The organism is Pseudomonas sivasensis (assembly GCF_013778505.1).
In the GTDB taxonomy this organism is placed as follows: Bacteria; Pseudomonadota; Gammaproteobacteria; order Pseudomonadales; family Pseudomonadaceae; genus Aquipseudomonas; species Aquipseudomonas sivasensis.
On sequence record NZ_JAAOWU010000001.1, the window covers coordinates 705,772 to 726,102 of the forward strand.

24 protein-coding genes are annotated in these 20,331 nt (G+C 56.9%); 13 read left to right on the forward strand and 11 right to left on the reverse strand.

Features of this window, described 5'->3' with window-relative positions; translation table 11 throughout:
• The first annotated feature begins 113 nt into the window (after positions 1-113).
• The 12 genes from pth (at position 114) to G9Q84_RS03275 (ending at position 9,328) form a co-directional block, all read left to right on the forward strand.
• Positions 114-698 (forward strand): aminoacyl-tRNA hydrolase, encoded by a 585-nt coding sequence (gene pth, locus G9Q84_RS03220; protein ID WP_181642876.1) that lies wholly within the window; start codon positions 114-116, stop codon positions 696-698.
• A 22-nt stretch (positions 699-720) separates the two neighbouring features.
• Positions 721-1,821 (forward strand): redox-regulated ATPase YchF, encoded by a 1,101-nt coding sequence (gene ychF / locus G9Q84_RS03225; RefSeq protein ID WP_095183770.1) that lies wholly within the window; start codon positions 721-723, stop codon positions 1,819-1,821.
• 303 nt (positions 1,822-2,124) lie between these two features.
• Complete coding sequence (locus G9Q84_RS03230) at positions 2,125-3,048, forward strand: sigma 54-interacting transcriptional regulator (protein WP_099601942.1); 924 nt, start codon at positions 2,125-2,127, stop codon at positions 3,046-3,048.
• Positions 3,049-3,589: 541 nt separating this feature from the next.
• Positions 3,590-3,958, forward strand: a complete 369-nt coding sequence (locus G9Q84_RS03235) for an EscI/YscI/HrpB family type III secretion system inner rod protein (protein ID WP_099601941.1) — start codon at positions 3,590-3,592, stop codon at positions 3,956-3,958.
• Between the two features lie 5 nt (positions 3,959-3,963).
• Positions 3,964-4,764 carry a type III secretion system inner membrane ring lipoprotein SctJ gene (gene sctJ, locus G9Q84_RS03240; protein WP_181642877.1) on the forward strand — a complete coding sequence of 267 codons (801 nt, stop codon included), beginning with the start codon at positions 3,964-3,966 and terminating at the stop codon, positions 4,762-4,764.
• A gap of 13 nt (positions 4,765-4,777) precedes the next feature.
• Positions 4,778-5,326 (forward strand): type III secretion protein, encoded by a 549-nt coding sequence (locus G9Q84_RS03245; protein WP_122680441.1) that lies wholly within the window; start codon positions 4,778-4,780, stop codon positions 5,324-5,326.
• 11 nt (positions 5,327-5,337) lie between these two features.
• On the forward strand, positions 5,338-5,931 hold the full coding sequence (gene sctL / locus G9Q84_RS03250; protein WP_099601940.1) for a type III secretion system stator protein SctL: 594 nt from the start codon (positions 5,338-5,340) through the stop codon (positions 5,929-5,931).
• A gap of 84 nt (positions 5,932-6,015) precedes the next feature.
• Positions 6,016-6,234: a hypothetical protein gene (locus G9Q84_RS03255; RefSeq protein ID WP_032886104.1), complete on the forward strand. Its 219-nt coding sequence runs from the start codon at positions 6,016-6,018 to the stop codon at positions 6,232-6,234.
• 1 nt (position 6,235) lies between these two features.
• Positions 6,236-6,628, forward strand: coding sequence for a type III secretion protein (locus G9Q84_RS03260; RefSeq protein ID WP_181642878.1), 393 nt, complete (start codon positions 6,236-6,238; stop codon positions 6,626-6,628).
• A 14-nt stretch (positions 6,629-6,642) separates the two neighbouring features.
• The gene (sctC, locus tag G9Q84_RS03265) at positions 6,643-8,766 is read left to right on the forward strand and encodes a type III secretion system outer membrane ring subunit SctC (RefSeq protein ID WP_181642879.1); all 2,124 of its coding nucleotides are present in this window, start codon (positions 6,643-6,645) and stop codon (positions 8,764-8,766) included.
• The gene (gene hrpT / locus G9Q84_RS03270; RefSeq protein WP_095183767.1) at positions 8,763-8,966 is read left to right on the forward strand and encodes an HrpT family type III secretion system protein; all 204 of its coding nucleotides are present in this window, start codon (positions 8,763-8,765) and stop codon (positions 8,964-8,966) included. The genes sctC and hrpT overlap by 4 nt, the downstream gene beginning before the upstream one ends.
• Before the next feature lie 11 nt (positions 8,967-8,977).
• Entirely contained in the window at positions 8,978-9,328 is a 351-nt protein-coding gene (locus G9Q84_RS03275) for a transcriptional regulator (RefSeq protein WP_181639237.1), read from the forward strand.
• On the opposite strand, the gene sctU is transcribed toward G9Q84_RS03275, so the two are convergent.
• From sctU to G9Q84_RS03330, 11 genes are read right to left on the reverse strand one after another with little or no spacing between them, the layout of a single operon-like run.
• Positions 9,329-10,426: a type III secretion system export apparatus subunit SctU gene (gene sctU / locus G9Q84_RS03280; RefSeq protein ID WP_122755555.1), complete on the reverse strand. Its 1,098-nt coding sequence runs from the start codon at positions 10,424-10,426 to the stop codon at positions 9,329-9,331. It lies immediately after the preceding gene.
• Positions 10,423-11,211 (reverse strand): type III secretion system export apparatus subunit SctT, encoded by a 789-nt coding sequence (gene sctT, locus G9Q84_RS03285; protein WP_095183765.1) that lies wholly within the window; start codon positions 11,209-11,211, stop codon positions 10,423-10,425. Before sctT ends, sctU begins: the two co-directional genes overlap by 4 nt.
• Positions 11,212-11,221: 10 nt before the next feature.
• Positions 11,222-11,485: a type III secretion system export apparatus subunit SctS gene (gene sctS / locus G9Q84_RS03290; protein ID WP_032886096.1), complete on the reverse strand. Its 264-nt coding sequence runs from the start codon at positions 11,483-11,485 to the stop codon at positions 11,222-11,224.
• Positions 11,486-11,492: 7 nt separating this feature from the next.
• The gene (gene sctR / locus G9Q84_RS03295) at positions 11,493-12,146 is read right to left on the reverse strand and encodes a type III secretion system export apparatus subunit SctR (RefSeq protein ID WP_032886095.1); all 654 of its coding nucleotides are present in this window, start codon (positions 12,144-12,146) and stop codon (positions 11,493-11,495) included.
• On the reverse strand, positions 12,143-13,159 hold the full coding sequence (locus G9Q84_RS03300) for a FliM/FliN family flagellar motor switch protein (RefSeq protein ID WP_179179547.1): 1,017 nt from the start codon (positions 13,157-13,159) through the stop codon (positions 12,143-12,145). Before G9Q84_RS03300 ends, sctR begins: the two co-directional genes overlap by 4 nt.
• Positions 13,153-13,614 carry a type III secretion system HrpP C-terminal domain-containing protein gene (locus G9Q84_RS03305; RefSeq protein ID WP_032886092.1) on the reverse strand — a complete coding sequence of 154 codons (462 nt, stop codon included), beginning with the start codon at positions 13,612-13,614 and terminating at the stop codon, positions 13,153-13,155. The genes G9Q84_RS03300 and G9Q84_RS03305 overlap by 7 nt, the downstream gene beginning before the upstream one ends.
• On the reverse strand, positions 13,611-14,039 hold the full coding sequence (sctO, locus tag G9Q84_RS03310) for a type III secretion system stalk subunit SctO (RefSeq protein WP_032886091.1): 429 nt from the start codon (positions 14,037-14,039) through the stop codon (positions 13,611-13,613). Before sctO ends, G9Q84_RS03305 begins: the two co-directional genes overlap by 4 nt.
• Positions 14,026-15,384, reverse strand: coding sequence for a FliI/YscN family ATPase (locus G9Q84_RS03315; protein WP_032886089.1), 1,359 nt, complete (start codon positions 15,382-15,384; stop codon positions 14,026-14,028). The genes sctO and G9Q84_RS03315 overlap by 14 nt, the downstream gene beginning before the upstream one ends.
• Positions 15,381-16,292, reverse strand: coding sequence for an FHA domain-containing protein (locus tag G9Q84_RS03320; RefSeq protein ID WP_032886478.1), 912 nt, complete (start codon positions 16,290-16,292; stop codon positions 15,381-15,383). Before G9Q84_RS03320 ends, G9Q84_RS03315 begins: the two co-directional genes overlap by 4 nt.
• 34 nt (positions 16,293-16,326) lie before the next feature.
• On the reverse strand, positions 16,327-18,420 hold the full coding sequence (gene sctV, locus G9Q84_RS03325) for a type III secretion system export apparatus subunit SctV (protein ID WP_032886088.1): 2,094 nt from the start codon (positions 18,418-18,420) through the stop codon (positions 16,327-16,329).
• Positions 18,417-19,481 carry a TyeA family type III secretion system gatekeeper subunit gene (locus tag G9Q84_RS03330; RefSeq protein WP_181642880.1) on the reverse strand — a complete coding sequence of 355 codons (1,065 nt, stop codon included), beginning with the start codon at positions 19,479-19,481 and terminating at the stop codon, positions 18,417-18,419. The genes sctV and G9Q84_RS03330 overlap by 4 nt, the downstream gene beginning before the upstream one ends.
• Positions 19,482-19,744: 263 nt before the next feature.
• On the opposite strand from G9Q84_RS03330, the gene G9Q84_RS03335 reads away from it, so the two are divergent.
• The gene (locus tag G9Q84_RS03335; RefSeq protein WP_032886085.1) at positions 19,745-20,296 is read left to right on the forward strand and encodes an RNA polymerase sigma factor; all 552 of its coding nucleotides are present in this window, start codon (positions 19,745-19,747) and stop codon (positions 20,294-20,296) included.
• Positions 20,297-20,331: the final 35 nt, after the last annotated feature.

Consider the following 20,331-nt stretch of genomic DNA (forward strand, 5'->3'; position numbering starts at 1 on the left):
AAAGCGGGCGATAACGCGAAGTTTATCTCTGGATAAGTGAGCTCCTGTCGTCCACTTTCGCCGCACTCCGGTCAGGCGATGTTATCCACAACTCCAAAGGAAGGGCCCCTGTCGTGACTGCCATTAAACTGATCGTTGGCCTGGGAAATCCAGGCGCCGAATACGAACAGACCCGGCATAACGCGGGGGCCCTTTTTGTTGAGCGTATCGCCCATGCCCAAGGTGTAAACCTGGCGGCCGATCGCAAATATTTTGGCCTGACCGGGCGCTTTTCGCACCAGGGTCAGGATGTTCGTCTGCTGATTCCCACCACCTACATGAACCGCAGCGGCCAAGCTGTTGCGGCGCTTGCGGGCTTCTTTCGAATCAAACCCGAAGAAATCCTGGTGGCCCATGACGAACTGGATCTGCCACCCGGCGTAGCCAAGCTCAAGCTTGGCGGCGGGCACGGCGGGCACAACGGCCTGCGCGACATCATCGCGCAGTTGAGTAATCAGAATAATTTTTACCGTCTGCGGCTCGGCATTGGCCACCCAGGCGTTGCGAGTATGGTTTCAAATTTCGTCCTGGGTCGTGCGCCACGCGCCGAACAGGAAAAACTCGATGCCAGCATCGACTTTGCCCTCGGCGTGCTGCCGGATATCTTCGCCGGTGAATGGAACCGCGCGATGAAAAACCTGCACAGCCAGAAGGCCTGACTTTTTTCCGAGGGGAAACACCATGGGATTCAATTGCGGCATCGTCGGCCTGCCCAACGTCGGCAAATCCACCTTGTTCAACGCTTTGACCAAGTCCGGTATTGCGGCTGAGAACTTCCCCTTCTGCACCATCGAGCCTAACAGCGGTATCGTGCCGATGCCGGATACACGCCTGGACGCTCTGGCAGCGATCGTCAACCCGAAGCGTGTACTGCCGACCACCATGGAGTTCGTCGACATCGCAGGCCTGGTAGCCGGCGCATCGAAAGGTGAAGGCCTGGGCAACAAGTTCCTGGCCAACATCCGCGAAACCGATGCCATCGCCCACGTGGTCCGCTGCTTTGAAGACGAGAACGTGATTCACGTCTCCAATAGCGTCGACCCGAAACGCGACATCGAGATCATTGACTTGGAATTGATCTTCGCTGACCTCGACAGCTGCGAGAAGCAACTGCAGAAAGTCGCGCGCAACGCCAAGGGAGGCGACAAAGACGCCGTGGTCCAGAAAGGCCTGTTGGAACAGTTGATCGCGCACTTCACCGAGGGCAAGCCGGCACGCAGCCTGATGAAAAGCATGGGCGCTGACGAGAAGGCCGTGATCAAGGGCTTCCACCTGCTGACCACCAAGCCAGTGATGTACATCGCCAACGTGGCTGAAGACGGTTTCGAGAACAACCCGTTGCTCGACGTGGTCAAGGCCATCGCCGACGAAGAAGGCGCCATCGTGGTGCCGGTTTGCAACAAGATCGAAGCGGAAATCGCCGAGCTTGATGACGGCGAAGAAAAAGACATGTTCCTCGAGGCCCTGGGCCTGGAAGAACCAGGTCTGAACCGCGTGATCCGCGCCGGCTACGAAATGCTCAACCTGCAGACTTACTTCACCGCTGGTGTCGAAGAAGTCCGCGCTTGGACCGTCAAGGTCGGCGCCACCGCGCCACAAGCTGCTGGCGTGATCCACACCGACTTTGAAAAGGGCTTTATCCGCGCAGAAGTGATCGCCTACAACGACTTCATCCAATTTAAAGGTGAAGCCGGTGCCAAGGAAGCCGGTAAGTGGCGCTTGGAAGGTAAGGAATATATCGTCAAGGATGGCGACGTGATGCACTTCCGCTTTAACGTGTAAGCAGCCGCCGCAAATAAAAAAGCCGATGCAATGCATCGGCTTTTTAGTGGGCGACGATTAAAACTCAGACAAAGAAAACACCCACGCTCAATTATCAGATTCCCCCTACTCACTTCCCAGGCTTATAGATACAACAACACTCAAACAACTAAATAGCTATAACCAACGATGTTTTCCTACACCATTGCAGTACATACCCGCTTTAAGCGCACATCATAATCCTTATACGCTTCACTTTAGCGATCGGCGTCTGGATAACGCCGTTAAACAGTGAAACACTCGCAACAATGGAGCGCCCAGTTAATGCCGGCCCACTCTAATGGGGAAAATGAATCGACCATCTTACTCAATGATGGCCCGGATATTGAAAATACACTTAACAGTACGGCATCCCTCAACATTGACATTTTACTACTGGGGGAAACCGGTACTGGCAAAGATACATTGGCACAACGGGTTCATCGCTTATCGGGACGACGGGGTAATTTTGTTGCCGTGAACTGCGCAGCTATTCCTGAAAGCCTCGCAGAAAGCCAATTGTTCGGAGTCAACAGCGGTGCTTATACCGGGGCAATGCAATCACGGGCCGGATTTGTCGAAGCCGCCCATCTAGGTACCCTGTACCTCGACGAAATCGACAGCATGCCATTGTGCTTGCAAGCCAAACTGCTACGGGTGCTGGAGTCGCGTGGGGTGGAGCGCTTGGGCTCAACCCGTTTTATACCGGTGGACATGCGCGTCATCGCGTCCGCACAGCATTCGCTTTATCAGATGGTCGAGCACGGCACTTTCAGGCGTGACCTGTACTTTCGCCTGAATGTCGTCAACATCCAGCTCCCGCCGCTGCGCGATAGGCGAGAACGCATCATCCCGCTGTTTCTGGAAATGATCCAACAAGAAGCTGCCCAGTTCAAATGCAATGCCCCGCCACCGCCTGGTGGGCTGTTGCAACAGCTGCTGTGCCACCCCTGGCTAGGCAATGTTCGTGAACTACGCTCGACGGCCAAAAGATTCGTGCTGGGCCTGCCACCGCTTTCGACGTCGTCGAGCCAGTTGCAGGATAACCAAATGAACCTTAAGGCACGCCTGCAGCACATTGAAAGGGCATTGATTGAAGAGTCCTTGTGCCGCCATCTCTACTGCGTGGATACCGTGGCGATTGAGTTGGGTATTGCGAAGCGCACGCTGTACTACAGGATGAAACAATTGGACATCTCATTGGCTTGAGGACACAGAGCTCATTAAAGGCTAAGTAAGGGGGCCATGCTTCTACCCTCAGCACTCCAATCATCCAGAAATATCTAGCCATAGACACATCAGGAACGCTTTAGCGTTGCGAGCCACATATTCAAAGCCTGGTTCAAGTTACAAAAAGTTCCAGACATCAGGGCTTGGTTCACGACACGTGAATCAACGTTCAAAATATCCAAATCGGAGTCTTATTATGAATGGTATATCCGGTAGCAGTTCATACGGTGGATACGCATACGGCAACAGCATGATGTCCAGTGAACTCGATGGAGTACAGAGTGGCATTGGTTCCCGTTCCGCTTCTGAACGCGCAGAGGAAGTCGCCGAGCTTACGTTCCAAGAAAGTTTGAAATCAAAGATGATTTCGGGCTTGTACGCCGCGGCTAAAGAAATTCGCTCGTAACATGATTACCTCCCTGGCTCATTAGCCGGGGAGGTTGTCATATGAGTCGATGTAATAAATGCGGCATCAGCCATTATCAAGAACCTGCTTCAGACACCTCACCGCAGGCCCTATATGCAGATAGAAGCATTTGACTTTTCAACGCCAAACAAACTTCACAGCAACACGGGCGTCACTCGGGAACCTTCGGCTTCTAGTACGGATGTTGGTTTCTTCACCTCAATGCTCGAAGGTTCGATATCAAACACGCCTGCCTCCGCCAACCATACTGTATTGGCCATGCTGACAGAGCCATCAAAACATATCGTAGATGCCAAAGATCGCCTTGCACGCGCGTTGAAATCATCAAGTAAAGGGATGGACGCTGACAAGTTCAGAGAGTATCCGCAGGAACTTTCTAATGTAGCGCTAACGACCCAACTTTTAGTAAAGAGCCTTGGCAAGACAAGCCAATGCATCGACAAAATCTGTAACCTGCAATAGTGAACATGACTAAATACCTGCCTGCCGCCCTACTTCTGACTTTTGCATTCATGCTAAACGGTTGCAGCGACCGCGTTGAACTTCATCGACAGCTTTCTGAGCAAGAAGCCAATGAAGTGGTAGCGGAATTGGCAGACAAACATATTCGCGCCCAAAAAATCCCGTCCAAAGACGGTGTCGTCGTGGCGGTTAACACCGCCGATATCGGGCGTGCCGTACGTACATTGGAAGCCGCAGGATTACCTAGAGTGGCACGAACCACGCTGGGCGATACCTTTCGCAAGGAAGGGGTTATTTCCACTCCACTGGAAGAACGAGCACGCTATATCTACGCCTTATCCCAGGAGCTTGAAGCCACCTTATCCAACATTGACGGGGTAATTATTGCCCGGGTGCACGTGGTATTGCCCGAACGCATCGCACCGGGAGAACCAGTCCAGCCCGCTTCAGCGTCAGTATTCATTAAGCATGACCCACGGCTGGATCCCGATAATATTCGCGCGCGCGTTCGCAGGATGGTGGCGAGCAGCATTCCAGGCATGACCACTGCAGTGGATAACCTGCAAAAACTCAGCGTGATCTTTGTACCTGCCACCACCTACCAAGAGCAGCAGCGGCTGGTGTATTTCGGCCCTTTCCTGGTGCCAAGCGATGATCTTGGGTTTTGGCGAGGCAGTGTTATCGCGGTACTGCTTGGCGTGGCGTCCTCCTTGGTTGCCGGGCTATTCCTGTTCAGCCGCCGCCAACATCCTCCGCAAGAGCCGCGCATAGCCCGCGAACAGGATGGCACCTCTCATGACACCTGAGCTGGATCACTCCATGAGTGAACATCTGGCCTGGGCTCAATGGTGGGCGTTCCCCTGGAGGCACGCCCACGAGGACTGGAGGGGCGACAAGTACCCCGCAATTAAAGTGCTTTATCGCAACAGGCGGTCCGCGCCGGACGACCTCACTGGCATTGTTGCGTGCTTGCCTCCTGCCCCTCACCCGACGGTACTTCGCCTGGCCCTTGCTTCAACGGAACAACTCAACCTGGCGCTGACACTGGTTCACGACACGTTCAACCCTGAAGCGGCGACGCCGTTGAGCGAGAGTCAGCACCTGTGGTGCATGCGTTTATCCAAGGCGCTGCCCCCTACCATGCTGTCGCGCGATGCTGATCCATTGCAATTGCTCTCCAGCTGGGTAGAGCCCGATACCTGGCGGCGCCTTCGACTGAGATTCCCCCGTAACCGCGTACAGGCGGTTGAGAAAAGTACCGTCTCACTCGAAAACGCAAGCAGTCGACTGAACACGCTATGGCAAGCCGTAGTCTGGCGCGTGACGACATTGGCAAACGCCCCCCTGTCACCTGACCCGAACGCGTAAGGAAAACAGCGATGTTATGCCGACACACCATTGAGTTGCTCAAGGATGCTTCGGAATTGCCACGTTGCCTGATCCCCCGGGAAGAGCTTGCAAACTGGGCACACGCTAACCAACTCATCAGTCGCGCCAAGGCACAGGCCGATGAACTGGTAATCCAGGCAGAGAAGCGATGCGAAATGCTGCTGGAAAAGGCGTCCCTGGATGTCTGGCAACGCGCAGACGCCCAACTCAAGCGCTGGGAGCGTGACCGTCAAGCGATGTGTGACAACCTGGAGGTGTATGCAACATCAATCACCAACCAGGCGATTCGCCGCCTGCTTGACGACACGGTGCCCCCCGAGCGGCTGGCCGCCCTTCTGAGGCAACTACTGGCAAACCAGATTCATGAGATCAACGCCTCGCTGCTCTGTCACCCACAGGACATTGAGGAGATAAAACAGTGTCTCGCCAATCAACAGGCAACACTCTGGAAGCTTCAGCCCGACGAAACAATCCCTGCGCAGACCCTTGTATTGAAAACCGATGAGGGTGATTTCCGTATTAGCTGGCACTCGATGCTCGATGCTTTTTTCAATCACGCAAAGGAATACCGGATAGACATTTAATTGCATCCGCCTGGCGTCCTGCACAACGCTACTTAACAACAATTGATCCACCCATGCACGTCCACCCAAGACAAAGGAACGCCCATGAGTCTTTCCAACAATCTTTCACAAGAACTTTCAAGAAGCAGCAGTATTGCCCACAAGCTGTATAAGCAGAGTTCAAGCAACGGTTCTAAAGATGGGGCTGACGCTGAATTATTCTATGAACTTGCCGTCAAGAACACCCTTTCCCAAATGGCGTATCTGGAACATAACCGCGTTTCGCATATGTTGCTCAAAAGTACTTTTGAGAGTTTCCAATAACATGCAATCGCTAGTCCGTGACTGGTTAAGCGGCTGTAAAGAACAACTCAGTTTGTTTGAGGGTGATGACCAAATCATGCTGAAACGTCAGGGAGACGCGTTGTTACTTAGCGCTCAACTGACCTCAATCCGCGCAGACACCACCACCTTGCAGCACTGGATGCGCCTGGGCGCGGCCAGCCTGAATCATTTCCATGGCGCACTGGCTCAAAAAGCTGACAGCGGCGCGTTATGGCTGATTCAGAAACTGCCAGGTGTGCAGGGAGAGGCTTACGTGCTCGGTTGCCTTGAGGCCCTGCTGAACCAACGCGACACCTGGCGCGCCACAGTCGCGCGCTTTGCTCGCCCGACTCAAAACCTCAAACCCACCTCGCTACGCTCACTGTCGTACTAACCCGAGAACCGACAATGCATAACAAGAACCATGAGCACAGTCGCTTACGCCGTGCTTCGCCCAAAGAATTTCCCTGGCGTAACGCTATCTTGCTTTCCTGGCTGCTGATCCCGGCACACACCGCATTGGCCGCCATCCCTTCCGATTGGAAAAACACCGCTTACGCATATGAGGCAGAACATAAGCCCTTGCGTGACGTGCTCGTCGATTTCGCTCAAGCCTTTGGTACTCAACTGCAAGTCGAGGGGCTGCTGGAGGGCAACGTCAATGGCAAGATCCGCGCTAATACCCCGCAATCGATGCTCGACAGGTTGGGGGTGGAACACCGTTTCCAGTGGTACATGTACAACAACACCCTCTATATCAGCACGCTGGACCAGCAAGAGTCTGCGCGCCTGGAAGTCTCTTCCGAGACCATTGCCGATCTCAAGCAAGCGCTCACGGATATCGGCTTGCTCGATAGCCGCTTCGGTTGGGGTGAGTTACCAGAAGACGGCGTAGTACTCGTATCTGGCCCTCGTCGCTATATCGAGCAAATCAAACAGTTCAGCAGTCAGCGTCGTTCGCCGGATGAAAAACAGAGTGTGTTGAGCTTCCCGCTCAAGTTTGCCAATGCAACGGACCGGCAAGTGGATTATCGCGGTGAGAAACTCAACATTCCGGGGGTGGCGAGCATTTTGCGAGGGTTACTGGAGCCGCGCGCCAACTCGACCCTCAATCGACTGAATCAGAGCTCCACGTCACAGCCTGCGCCCCTCGTGCCGAACATCCCAAGATTGGGCAATCCGTTGCTGGGGCAAATGCTGGGTGCAAACGGCCATACCGCGCCGTTGGACGCTCCCCCCGCACTCACACCGCGCGCTGCGGCGCCTGGCAGCCGAATTCGCGTTGAAGCCGATGTGCGCAACAACGCCGTGCTGATTTACGACCTGCCTGAACGCCTGGCCATGTACCGCGAGCTGATCACCCAACTCGATGTCGCGCGCAAGCTGGTGGAAATCGACGCGATTATTCTCGATATCGAGCGCACGCAATTGCGAGAGTTCGGGGTGAACTGGGGCTTTCAGAACAGTCGGTTCCGCGGCGGCGTCAATATGGCTCCGGGCACTTCGTCGCAGCTGTCGATTGAAAACCGCGAGCGCTTCTACGCGGATATACGCGCGCTGGAAGCCAAAGGGTTGGCAAGCATGGTGTCCAACCCCTCCGTTCTCACGCTGGAAAACCAACCGGCGGTAATTGACTTCAATCGCACCCAATACCTGACACCGGGTCGAGAGAATGCCACCATTTTACCGGTCACTGTGGGCACCAGTTTCCAGGTTGTTCCCCGTGTCATCACCAGCCGTGGCGGTCACCAGATCCACCTGGCGGTGGATATTGAAGACGGTAATTTCGACGAAACCAACCCGTCCCCCGGCAATCTGGATGTGCGCCGAGGCAAGGTCAGCACCCAGGCGGTCATGGAGGAAAAACGCTCGCTGGTGGTCGGAGGCTTCCACGTCACCGAAAGCAGTGACCAGCGCAACAAGGTGCCCTTGCTGGGCGATATTCCATTCATAGGCAAGGCGCTGTTTTCGTCGACCGAACGGCAGAACAACCGGCGTGAACGCTTGTTCATCCTCACTCCGCGCGTCATTGGCGATCAAGCAGACCCTTCTCGCTACCTGCCCCAGGCGGACCAGGTCGAATTGCAAGCGGCCCTTGCACCTCTGGCCAGGCGCGATGCCCCTCACCCGCCCGTGATAAAGCGCAGCGATATCATCAGCACACTGGCGCATATGGTCAGTGGTGAAATCCCCAAGGGCTTCAAGTCTGCGCCAATGCCACTGGGGCTGAACACCTTGTGCAGCACCCGCGACATCCTGGCACTGAACAACGAACGCAGCCAGTGGTACACCGGCCCGGATTACAACGTGGCGGTGGTAGTGCTGAGCAACCAGTCCAAGCGCTATGCCCGTATTGACGAAAATGAGTGCAGCACGCCGCAGACCCTGGCTGTGAGCGTGTGGCCGCGTGCCTGGCTGAAGCCGGGTGAAGAAGCCGAGGTATTTATCGCCATGCGCCCAGTGGTGAAGGATGAACACCTCAGCGTGCCCCGCCCCTCCTTGATCACTCCTGCTCCGAAGGCCACACCATGAAACATCGCCTATTGTGCGTCACCCTGATCGGCACGGCACTGCTCGTCGCCGGCTGCACGCCCACCTGCAAGGGCGACTCCTGCTCACGCCCTCAATCGAGCAAAGACAAGATGGTGATCTGGTGGCCACCTCAGATGCGCGCCGAACCTGGCCCCGCCGGGGAACGGGCGGACTACCAGACCATCTCGCTGGAACGGTGAGTCGCCAAGAAATGCCCGACACTCAACGCCAGGTATTTCTGGACAACCTGGTGAGCGGCGCTGCCGCTCACCTGGCACTCGCTCCCGGTATCACGGCCTGTGCACTGCACGCAGGCAAGCGTTCGGGCCTGGCTTTGCAGGTGGCGCGTGAAGCGTTGCAGGCCGGGCAATTGCAGCGGATGCTGGAGCGGCGCTTTGAGCAGGCCGTCGTATTTGATGGCTGTTTTATCTACCTCGACGCCCAACACACCTTGGTGATCTGGCACGCACTGTCCGCACCGCGTAACGCGCTCGACAGGATCCTCAGCCGGATGCTATCGCTGGCCAATCTCGAAGCCTTGGACTCAAGTTCCGGTCGCTGATCAGCGCCGCTCCAACTCTGGCAACTCCAAGGTTTCGCGTTTGGCTTCATCATCAAGTTCACGCAAGGTGCGGTAGATCAGCGCCACAGCCTGCAAGGTTTCACGGGGAATGCTTGCGCCCAACTCCTTTGTGTAGAGCAACCGGGCCAGCCATACACATTGGATGACCGGCACCTCGGCGGCCTTCGCCTGCGCAATTAATTGGCGGGCCACGGCATCCGTACCTTTGCTCACCAACAACGGCAGCGGTGTCTTGCCGGGGCGGTAATACAAGGCGACTGCAAAGTGGGTCGGGTTGACCACCAACATATCGGCCTCTTCCAGCTTGGGCAGCTTGACCTTCGGTTCTTCCTGGGCCAATTGCTGCGCCAATGCACGACGTTGGCCCTTCACATGGGGGTCGCCTTCCATGTCCTTGTACTCTTTGACAACCTCGACTTGCGTCATGCGCATGCGCTTGGCGAAGAAGTGCTTCTGCAATGTAAAGTCGAGAATTGCCAGTATCAGCAATAGCCCAAGACAGGCATGCAGCAGGTAGCGGAACAATGCGATCAGTGCCAGGAGGTAACTTTGCAGATCGCTGTTGGCAAGGTTGATCAACGCCCCAAGAGAAGGCCAGACCACTACATACACGATCACACCCAAAAGCACGGCTTTGACGATGCTCATCAACAGCGTCATTAGCGACTGGGCAGAAAAAAATTGCTTGAATTGACTGATCGGGTTGAGGCGATTGAAATCGAGCTTCAGTGTTTCCGGGGCAAACAGCAGACCGAATTGCATCCAACTGCTGATCAGCTTGGTGGCAATCGCTACGCCGGCCATCAACAGGCCGAATGAGAAAAACACCACCAGGCCTTCAAACAGCACTTCTTCCAGCGCCCGCACAAAGGGCTGATCAAGACGTGAGATCGGCAACACCATCAATTGCTGGAAACGCTGCAAGCTGCTCTCGGCGGTGAATAAGGCAATTTCACTGATGGCGGCCAGCACCAGCAACTTGGCCACATCCTGACTTTGAGCAACCTGGCCTTTTTTACGCTGATCGCGCAATTTCTTGGCTGAAGCCGGGTGCTTTTTTTCCCCCGAATCACTCATGGCATTGAGGCCTTAAATAAAAGGCCCAGCGAGTGTTTCAGATCACCCAACTGGCTCATACGTCCAACGATCAGGTCCTGCAGCAGCGCAAAGTACAACAGCAGAATACCGATACCCGCCAGACACTTCACGGGAGGTGCCAGCGTACTCACCTGTAACTGCTGGCTGTAGACCCCCAGCAGCGCAATGCCGAACTCCAGCAACAGCAGCACCGCAATAAAGGGTGCTGCGTAGAGCATCATATGCATGAAGGTGTCCCCAAGCAGGCCGAGGAATACGCTCATGCCATTCGGTGCAGGGAGTGGAAACCACACGGTGGGTGGCCAGATCAGGTAACTGTCCCAGATCACCTGGGTCAATGCGCCTAAGCCCAACGTCACCATCAATAGAAAAATCGCCAATTGCTTGAACAGATGTCCAATCGGTGTGGCGTCCGGACCCAGTGAAGGATTGAGCTGACCACCCGCCAAGGCCCCGCGCTGGTTATCCAATAGCGCGCCCACCGCTTCGAACATCCAGAACGGCATCGCCAGCAGCACCCCCAGCAACAAACCCAGCGCTACCTCCTTGATTATCAGCGCCGCGAGTATCATCGCCGAGTAGTCCTGGCCCTCCAACATTGCGTGAATGCCCGGCGCCGGCATCAGCGCCATGACCATCACAAGGACGTGCCTGAGCATGCCGCGTATATGCTGGAAACAGAACGCAGCCACCAGGATGCAACAGGGGTAGATACGTGCCATGCCGATGACCAGGCTGGGCAGGTAGTCGAGATAGAGCAACACAGGCGAGACCTCAGTTCAGGGCCGAGCGGCCAATCATGTCGAAGGTCAAATTGATCAGTTGGATCAACTCCACGCCAATCCAGCGTCCCGTCAGGATCAATGTGATCCCTACTGCCACCAGCTTGATGCCAAACGGCAGCGTCTGGTCCTGGATCTGCATCAGTGCTTGCACCAGGGATGTCAGCACCCCCACCACCACAGCCACAATCAACGGTGGCGCCGACAGCACCACCACCAGCAACATGCCCTGCTTGAACAGCACGATCGGTTCCATACGCCACTCATAGATAGGAAAGGAACAAGCTGTCGAGCAACCGCGACCAGCCGGACACCAGCACGAACAACAGCAATTTGAGTGGCAGGGAAATGGTCATTGGCGAGACCATTTGCATGCCCAGTGCCAGCAGCAGGTTGGAGACAATCAGGTCGATCACGATGAAGGGAATGTAGATCAGGAAGCCGATCTCGAACCCTGCCTGCAGCTGCGACAGTACGAACGCCGGAATCAGCAGGATCAGGTCTTCGCGCTGCACCTCCCGCGCCATTTGCTCAGGCCACAGGCGCGTGGTGTTTTCCTGCAGATGCGTCAATACATCTGCATCCACATTGCGCAGCATAAATGCGCGCAACGGTTGGATGGCCTCACTGCCCGTCTGCAGAAACGTTTGCACGTTACTCATGTCCAGGGGTGAGACCTTGACGCTCTCGGCAATCTCATAGCCAACCGGCGCCATGATGAACAGCGTGGCCGCCAGCGCAATACCATTGATGGCCATGCTTGGCGGCACCTGCTGCACACCGATAGCGTTGCGGGTGATCATCAGCACGATGACGATCTTCAAAAACGATGTGCAGATGATCAGCAGCATGGGCATCAACGCCAATGCCCCCAGAAATACCGCCAGGATAAGGGGGTCTATCCCCTGAAGCGTCATGGGCCGAACATCACACGGGACAACTGCAACCCCAGGCGCCCGTCGACTTCCACCAACTGGCCCACGCCAATGGGCCGATCGCCGTAATACAGACCGGCCATACCGGGAGCATAACCGGCAATGCCCAGCACCGAGCCGGGCGCGAGGTTACGCAGTTCCCCCAAGGTCAGGTTCAGTGTTCCGCAGCGTACGTTCAGTGCCATGCTTAACTCATCGAACGGCTCATTGCCGAATACATCCATCACGGGCTCCTCTTCCTCATGTCCCGAGTGGTGGGGGGGTGCAAAATCTTCGTCCACAGACGTGTCCTCGATAGATGTAACAGTCAGACACAACTGCCTGGTGTCGTCGTCAATGCAGCCATGCAGCCGCTGCCTGCCAGCCTGTACATAACCGGTGCCCTGAGCTTGGAAAAAACTCTGCTCAAACACCAACACATCACCGGTTCGCAGGCTGCGTAGTTGTGCAATTGGTAACTTCATGCACCCGAGGGTGACGGCAATGGCCAGTTGAAAAGACGCCGGCATCGGCGCAGCAATGGCACGCCAAGGTCCGGCCTCACACAAGGCCAGAAAGCTTTCACAGTTCAGCCAAACGTAACCGCCGACCCGGGAGCCTCCCAGGGTCACGCTGAGCCGACAGCCAAACTCCGTGGGGCGATCCGTTTCCAGCAAGCGCACATAACCCAGCAACGACCGTATCTCGGGGCTCAGGTGGTACTGATACAACGCCCAGAACCAGGAATCCGGATCGTTGCCAAACTGGGCCAAGGTCATCGGGCACTCACTCATCAGGCTGAGCAACGGCCCTGCTTCATCGAGCGCCAGCACACCACACGCCGTCTCAAAGCACACAGGCTTGCCACCGCCAGCAGGCGCACGCCCCGGCTCAAGCCGCAACTCGCCGGCCTGCCCGGCAACCTGAAACGGCAGGCTTAGCCCGCGCCCCAATCGACGGCGGGCGGCAACCGTATCGCCATTCATCAAGGGAACTGTCAGTGCCGGCATCAGCATGCGCAACCGACGACAGGCAGACGCAGGCTCACCGCAAGGCCCAGCTCTCCTGCGAGGCGACCCTCACACTGCTGGCGTACGCCACTGAGCCAGCGCGCCGTAGCGTCCTGTTCCGCCTCCAACTCGATCGCCCAGCCCCCCTGCTCACGGCGCACGCTGGCGTTGATTCGCCCCAAGCGAGGCAAGTACAAAACCGCCTGCAACGGCCAATGCGAAGCGAGCTGCACACGAGGCGCCAGTTGCTCGGTCAGTGCCACGATCATGGCAATGTCAGACGACGCCTTCTTGCTGGACAAGGAAGCCCCCGCCCCAGAAGCATTACCGTCGTCGGTAAAGAGTTGGGCGAACACTCGCCCGAGTTCCAGAGGCACACCTCCTGTCGCGCGTGGCTCAACATCTTCGCGTGGCTCACGGGGACGTGGGCGCTCCGTGGGTTTATTTGAAACCTGGGTCATGTCGGTTCCTCAGCAAGTAAACGGGACAATTCCTGAAGTTTTTCTACCTGCCGCAGGCACTCGGTGACCTGCTTCTGGGCGCTGCCAACGCGACTTTCTCTTTCACCCTGCTGGCTGCGTAACGCCTCCAACTGGCCCATGTCCCGTTGGGTGCTAGCAGAGAGGGATCGCTCCTTCGCACCCCACGATTTCAGAGCCTTCAGGCTCAGCACCTGACCCTGATGTTGACTGAACAATTGAGCACTCTTGCGGGCTTCCTCTTGCCGCGTTTGTTCAAGCGCATCCTGAGCCCGCTGGATATGTGCGAGCAGGGCCTGCTGGGCTCGCTTCGCCTCACGCAGGGCGCGCTCGGCCCGGTCAGCCCTATGCCTGCGCAGGCGCCGCAGCATTTCGACTTCACCAAGGTGCACATCAGAAGGGGACATGAGTGGTCAGATCCTTGAGTTGCTCCAGTGTCGTTTGCATGGGTGTCGGCTCACGCAGATCCTGGCGCAGGAAGCCATCGACCGCCTGACGACTGTCCACCGCCAAATCGGTCAAAGGATCGCTGCCTGGTTGGTACTCCCCCAATTTGAGCATCAGTTCGATCTGCTGGTACGCCGACAACAAACGACGCAATGCCGTACCCGCCTGGATATCCATGGGTTGCGCGACGTTGCTCAATATCCGCGAAAGACTTGCCAGTACATCCACCGCCGGGTAATGCCCACGCTCGGCTAATTTGCGCGACAGCACGATATGCCCGTCGAGTAGCGAGCGAACCTCATCAGCGACCGGATCATTCATCGAGTCCTGCTCAATCAGCACGGTATAGATCGCGGTAATCACGCCCTCACGGGTCAACCCGGCGCGCTCCACCAACCGTGGTAACAAGCTGTACACCGACGGCGGCAAACCTCCACGGCCCAAGGGCTCACCGGCAGCCAGGCCGATTTCGCGCTGCGCCCTGGCAAAACGAGTCAACGAATCAATCAGTAGCAATACCCGCTGCCCCTTGCGCCGAAACCCCTCGGCCAACGCCGTGGCCGTGAACGCGGCACGAGCGCGCTCCATGCTGGATCGGTCGGAGGTGGCGCACACCAGCACGGCTTTGGCACGTAGTTGCTCATCCAGTTCATGGTCGAGAAACTCGCGCAGCTCCCGCCCCCGCTCACCGATCAGGCCGAAGACGATGACATCGCACTCCACGTTACGGGCGATTTCGGCCAGCAAAGTGGTCTTGCCGCAGCCCGCACCAGCGAATAGACCGACACGCTGACCTTCGCCAAGCGTTAACAACCCATCAATCGAACGCACGCCGGTAGCCAGCGCCCGGCTGATCCTCGGTCGCTCGGTGGGCAATGGCGCTTCACACAACACCGCGCTGGTATCCGGTAAGTCAGTCTCGACAAACGCACTCACGCCCTGCCCTGTAATCGGCCGTCCGAACCCATCCAACACTTGGCCCAACAGTGCCTCGCTGACGCGCACACGGTGCGATACCCCAAGGCGCTCCACGCTGGCACCTACCCGTACGCCTTCCAAATTTCCCAGGGCACTGAGCACCGCGTCCTGCTGATCGAAACCAATGATTTCGGCGAGCATGGAGTCGCCTGGATTTTTTTCCACTTGGCACAAGTCACCGATGCGCGCGTGGGGCAGCCGACACTGCAGCAGCATGCCGTTGACGCGTTGGATTCGGCCACGCATCGTCACCGGAGCAAAGCTGATCAGTGATTGGGCCTGGCGCTGCTGCCAGGCGTGGAGACGTGCCTGCATATCTTCACTCACCAGCGCACCTCGTAACGCTGCTCGCCATCGAAAACCACCTTGCCGTTATCGATCTGCACCAGTCGCAACCCTTCCACTTCGTCCCCAAGAAACAGTCGAATGCCCTCTTCCAAGAGAACGTGACCGTTCGGCCCTCCGACGATCTGAACAATCCTGAATGGAAGTGCGTTATCACGCACACGCACACGGCTGATCACCGGCACCGAGCTGTCGAACTGCTCACCAAAACGGCTGAGCATGCGCGTCACCAGTTCCACTTCGTCTTGGGAGACATCGCCATTGAGCGCGACCTGGCCATTGATCACTTGCAAGCTGACGCGCTGACCCAACTCCCGCTCGCTGAGCATCTTCAGCAACTGCTGGCGCACCTCGAAGGGCGATGCCAATTCGTGCTTTTGAACCACAGGAGCCTTCAAGGACGCCTGTGCCTCGCGCTCCCCAGTGGAAACCATGCCAACCACAATGATGATGACCGCCAGCACTAACACCAGGCTGATCAAACGCTTTTGCTGCGAGTGGGAGATCGACGATAACTTCAGCTCCCACTCCGGCGCATTTTCGGTCGGTATCAGTGCCGGTTCAGGTGCTGCGACTGGTGCTGCTACCGGGGGCCAGGGCTGCTCGGCCAAGGTGACACACAGGCGCACGCCCCCCATTGAAAACGGTGAGTTCAGCTCCAGGTTCGCGATCTGGGCCAGTAGCTGCCCCTCAGGCCCCTGCAGCAACCCCGCTTCGGCCTGCACCAACCACTCGGCGTCCATAAACCGCAAGCGCGCATGCTGATCGACTACGCCCGGATCGTTTAAAACCAGGTCAGCGTCCGCATGGGAACCAATGCTCCACTGCTCCCCAAACAACGGCAACGCAGCGCCCTGGCGCAGCCCGTCAAGCACACGTAGCTCAAACATCTTCAAAACCTCCACGCTGGCCATGGCCAAGTACTCATGCCACCGCACCACGCATCAGTTCGTCCTGGCCCAGATCGATGCGCCCCAGCACTTTGACCTTTGAGGTACTCCCTAACTCGGCAAACGACAGCACCGGGACATGGTTGAACTCTTCCAACAGCAACGTCCGCAAGGGGCTGCGCAGGTCCTGCGCCACCAACATCACGCTCTTGCTCTTGGCCCTCAAACTAAAAGCTTGATTGAGCAGGTTGATCAACGCGGCGCTGTTGTCGTCGTCAAGCGCGAAAAACACACCCGTCTGAGTCTGTCGCAATGCTTCACGCAGGATGTTTTCAGTGTGTGGTGACAGCAGCCAGGCATGCAGACCGTCGGCCTCGCTGTACTGGTGGAAGATCTGCGCCTTGAGTGCAATTCGCGCATAGTCAGCCAATGCTTCCGGCTCACGCTCATGCTGGCCGTACTCGATCAGCGATTCGACGATCAGTCGCACAGCCCGCAGCGGTACCCCTTCGCTGGCGAGGCGTTGCAACACTGCCGAGAACCGTGACAGCGGCATGATTCGCTGCAGTTCCTGCACCAGTTCCGGCTGGTTGTGCTCCAGCCAACTGAGGATCGACTTGCTCTCCTGGATCCCCAGGAACTGAGGCCCACTGAGCATCATGGCCTGCTTCATGCGTTCAAGGATCAGGCTTGTCGCCGTGAAACGCTCCAATTGCGGATCATCAAGCAATGGATCATCCGGCTCCAGCCAGATCCATTCCTGCTCATCACGCTCAGCCAGCCCCCGTACTCCGTGCTCATGCTCACCCTTCAACGCGTTACGATCAACGGCAAGCAGGCTGACAACCGACGCCTTGACCATCGGCACTTCATGCACACAGAAACGCATCTCGTCGATGGCCAGCGAGTCATCGAGTTCGACTTCGAAGGGCGGCAGTGTCAGGCCGATATTGGCAACCAGAGCATTTCGAGACTGGCGGATCCCGTGAATCAGCTCCATCACCTCCGGCGTTCCACGCAAAACTGGCGGAAACTGCAACAGGTAGGGGCGCGACGGGTCGAACCCGCGCAAGTCCTCTTTTCCGTTCTCCTCAGGACGCACGGCTTCGCTGGTTTCGGACGCGGGTTGCGCTTGTCGTTGACGCTGGCGCATCAGGTAATACCCAAGGCTGCCGGTTATGAGCGAAATAAAGACAAATACCCCGGTAGGCATGCCGGGCACTATCGCAAACGCGAGCATCCCCACCGAAGCGATCATCCAGCTCTTGGGCTCGCTGGTCATTTGCCGGGCGATTTCAGCGCCCATGTTGCTGACGCCCTTGCGCCCCTCCGGTGCAACACGGGTGATGATCATGCCGGCAGTCAGGGAGATCAGCAGCGCCGGAATCTGCGCAATCAGGCCATCGCCGATGGTCAGGACCGAATACAACGCCATCGAATCAGCCGCACTCAAACCGTGCTGAAACATGCCCGTAGAGAAGCCGCCCAAGAGGTTGACCACAACGATGATTAACCCCGCGATGGCATCACCCTTGACGAACTTCATGGCCCCATCCATGGCGCCGAACAATTGGCTCTCACGGGACAACTGCTCCCGCTTGTCTCGTGCTTGCGCGCCGTCAATCAGACCGGCACGCAAGTCGCTGTCGATGGACATCTGCTTGCCCGGCATGGCATCCAGACTGAACCGCGCCGCAACCTCGGCAACCCGCTCCGAGCCCTTGGTGATCACCAGGAAGTTGACCAGGGTAAGGATCAGGAAAATCACCATCCCCACCGCCAAGTTGCCTCCCACCACGAAATTGCCGAAGGCCTCGACAATGTCGCCGGCGTCTTGCTCCAGCAGGATCAAACGCGTGGTTGCAATCGACAGTGCCAATCGAAACATGGTGGTCAACAACAGGATCGACGGGAAGGACGAAAATGCCAGGGGGCCCGGCAGGTAGAGCGCAAGAACGATCAACAGGCACGATATGCAGATATTGAGGGCAATCAGAATGTCCACCAGCCAGGTGGGCAGCGGCACGATAAAGATAAATACGATGGCCATGACCACCACAGCGCCCAACACCTCGGCGCGCTGTGCCACTTTGAGCAATATACGGTTGACGGCTGACACAGCCGTCACGTCATGGGCCTCGGCTCACCGGAAAACCGTAAGGGGCCACGCACGGCTCGGTCCAACTCACCGATCAGCGTCAAAAGAATCTGCAGGGACTCCTGACGGACCCGCTTGTCGGGCCACAAGGCCAAGGGCAACTGCTGAAACAGCGGGTAGAGCGCATTGAGGGATGCCATTTGTCGGTCAACCGGACCGCCACCCAAATCGTTTCCCAACCGCAGCATTTCATCGACAGAGATACCGCCGCCGGCGTACCCCAGTATGCGTTGCAGCAAGCTCACGGCGTCATGCTCAATACTCAAACGCTGGATCAACGTGTGACAACCGGATAACACCGCGCTCAACTGCCCGCAGCTTTGCAGACCCAGCAGCAAAGTGCGCAACAAAGGTGTGGGCATTGACGACACCAGGGCCGCCAGATCATCCGCCAAGGCCTTACGCATCGCGTTGAGCACGTCGCGAAACCGCTCGCCACCGTAATCACCCAGCAAAGCCTGCATCATGGTTGCCAAGGACTGGCGCGTGACCACACTGGCGTAGTAAAGCTGGCGCAGTTTCTGGCGCTCATGCGGGTCGGCCACAGCTGCCTGCAACGCCGTAGCAATGTTCAGGCCTGCCTGAATTTCCCCTTTGAACCGGAGTTGCAGCTGGGCAATGGCATCGCGTGCCAATGCAGCCTCGGACGGACGCACTTCGCTGTCTGCCTGGGCCGTCACGTAGTTGAGCACTACGAACGCACGTGCTGGGTCACCTCCCGCGAGGCTGACCAATTCCTCAGTACTGACGCTCTTGCGCAACTGCTCAATGATGCTTCGTGAAATGGAAGCCATGCTCTTCTGGGCCGGATGGCCCAACTGATTATAAAGCTGCACAAGCTGCTCAACCGGGGACACACGCAACCCCATCTTCCGCCCGCTCAGCGCCCGGCTATTGAGCTCCACCTCCTGATTGAAAATATGTCCCATCTCATCAACGCCCTTCGCGGGCACAGGCACTGAGGAGGGGCTGGTAACCGCTTGATCCAAGGGGCGGATTGTTTGCACATCGTTGTTGGATTCAACTTTCATGGGCACGCCAGTACAGGGAGAGAGTGTGTCCCTCTGTGGCAGTGCCTATGCATACGGTTCCATCGAAATCTGATCGCACACAGCGTGTGAAAAAATTTGCACGAGCCTTCCGTGCTCCATGCAAAGTACTGCGTGAAATCGTCACGATTCAAAATATTTATATAAATAAATCAATAACTTACGATTTTTTTCTTTTGGCACAGGGAGTGCTAAAGGGTGCTGTCGACTCCCGCTCGACTGCGTCTACCCTAAGGAAAAAAATCATGAATATCCCTATCGGAGCTTTAGCTCAGCTCGTTGGCAGCTCACCTCAATTCATGCTTCACCTGACAGACGACCAGCAAAAAAAACTCAAACGTTTCATTCACAAGCGCGTACTCAATCCGGAAGATGCGGATGATCTTCTGCAACTCACGTACCTGGAAGCCTGGCGCAACCGCGAGCGATTCTGCGGGAATGCTTCGCTTAGCACCTGGATGTGCGGCATCGCACAGAACCTGATCCGCAATCACTTCAGGCGCATGTACGCCAAACCCGTACATTGCGAATTTGATGAGTCGTTGTGGCATGGCCACGAGGAAACCAACAACCTGGATTGGGAATTTGAGATCAACCGCCGCTTGGAGAACACGCTGAGCGCCATCGACCACTTGCCGACGGAAATGCGAAAGACGATGTACGCCTCGCTGGAAACCGACGGCAGTTACCAGGATACGGCCAACGTATTGGATATCCCTATCGGCACCGTTCGCTCCCGTCTGTCGCGTGCACGCGAACAGCTCAAGCGCGCCACCCACAACCCTTTTCAACCTTAAATCTGGCTGACTAGCCAAACGTTGGGCGACAGGGA

Excerpts from the sequence above, each read along its gene's own strand:
- sctS (WP_032886096.1), bottom strand. The coding sequence starts at position 11,485 with ATGGAACCGATCGTGCTGTTCAAGCAGGGCATGTTGCTGGTGGTGGTG.
- G9Q84_RS03305 (WP_032886092.1), bottom strand. The coding sequence starts at position 13,614 with ATGACCCAGGTTTCAAATAAACCCACGGAGCGCCCACGTCCCCGTGAG.
- ychF (WP_095183770.1), top strand. The coding sequence starts at position 721 with ATGGGATTCAATTGCGGCATCGTCGGCCTGCCCAACGTCGGCAAATCC.
- G9Q84_RS03275 (WP_181639237.1), top strand. The coding sequence starts at position 8,978 with ATGCCCGACACTCAACGCCAGGTATTTCTGGACAACCTGGTGAGCGGC.
- sctR (WP_032886095.1), bottom strand. The coding sequence starts at position 12,146 with ATGACGCTTCAGGGGATAGACCCCCTTATCCTGGCGGTATTTCTGGGG.
- G9Q84_RS03335 (WP_032886085.1), top strand. The coding sequence starts at position 19,745 with ATGAATATCCCTATCGGAGCTTTAGCTCAGCTCGTTGGCAGCTCACCT.
- hrpT (WP_095183767.1), top strand. The coding sequence starts at position 8,763 with ATGAAACATCGCCTATTGTGCGTCACCCTGATCGGCACGGCACTGCTC.
- G9Q84_RS03300 (WP_179179547.1), bottom strand. The coding sequence starts at position 13,159 with ATGCTGATGCCGGCACTGACAGTTCCCTTGATGAATGGCGATACGGTT.
- G9Q84_RS03330 (WP_181642880.1), bottom strand. The coding sequence starts at position 19,481 with ATGAAAGTTGAATCCAACAACGATGTGCAAACAATCCGCCCCTTGGAT.
- sctU (WP_122755555.1), bottom strand. The coding sequence starts at position 10,426 with ATGAGTGATTCGGGGGAAAAAAAGCACCCGGCTTCAGCCAAGAAATTG.
- G9Q84_RS03235 (WP_099601941.1), top strand. The coding sequence starts at position 3,590 with ATGCAGATAGAAGCATTTGACTTTTCAACGCCAAACAAACTTCACAGC.
- sctL (WP_099601940.1), top strand. The coding sequence starts at position 5,338 with ATGTTATGCCGACACACCATTGAGTTGCTCAAGGATGCTTCGGAATTG.
- G9Q84_RS03255 (WP_032886104.1), top strand. The coding sequence starts at position 6,016 with ATGAGTCTTTCCAACAATCTTTCACAAGAACTTTCAAGAAGCAGCAGT.
- G9Q84_RS03260 (WP_181642878.1), top strand. The coding sequence starts at position 6,236 with ATGCAATCGCTAGTCCGTGACTGGTTAAGCGGCTGTAAAGAACAACTC.
- sctJ (WP_181642877.1), top strand. The coding sequence starts at position 3,964 with ATGACTAAATACCTGCCTGCCGCCCTACTTCTGACTTTTGCATTCATG.
- G9Q84_RS03230 (WP_099601942.1), top strand. The coding sequence starts at position 2,125 with ATGCCGGCCCACTCTAATGGGGAAAATGAATCGACCATCTTACTCAAT.
- sctC (WP_181642879.1), top strand. The coding sequence starts at position 6,643 with ATGCATAACAAGAACCATGAGCACAGTCGCTTACGCCGTGCTTCGCCC.
- G9Q84_RS03320 (WP_032886478.1), bottom strand. The coding sequence starts at position 16,292 with ATGTTTGAGCTACGTGTGCTTGACGGGCTGCGCCAGGGCGCTGCGTTG.
- G9Q84_RS03245 (WP_122680441.1), top strand. The coding sequence starts at position 4,778 with ATGAGTGAACATCTGGCCTGGGCTCAATGGTGGGCGTTCCCCTGGAGG.
- sctO (WP_032886091.1), bottom strand. The coding sequence starts at position 14,039 with ATGTCCCCTTCTGATGTGCACCTTGGTGAAGTCGAAATGCTGCGGCGC.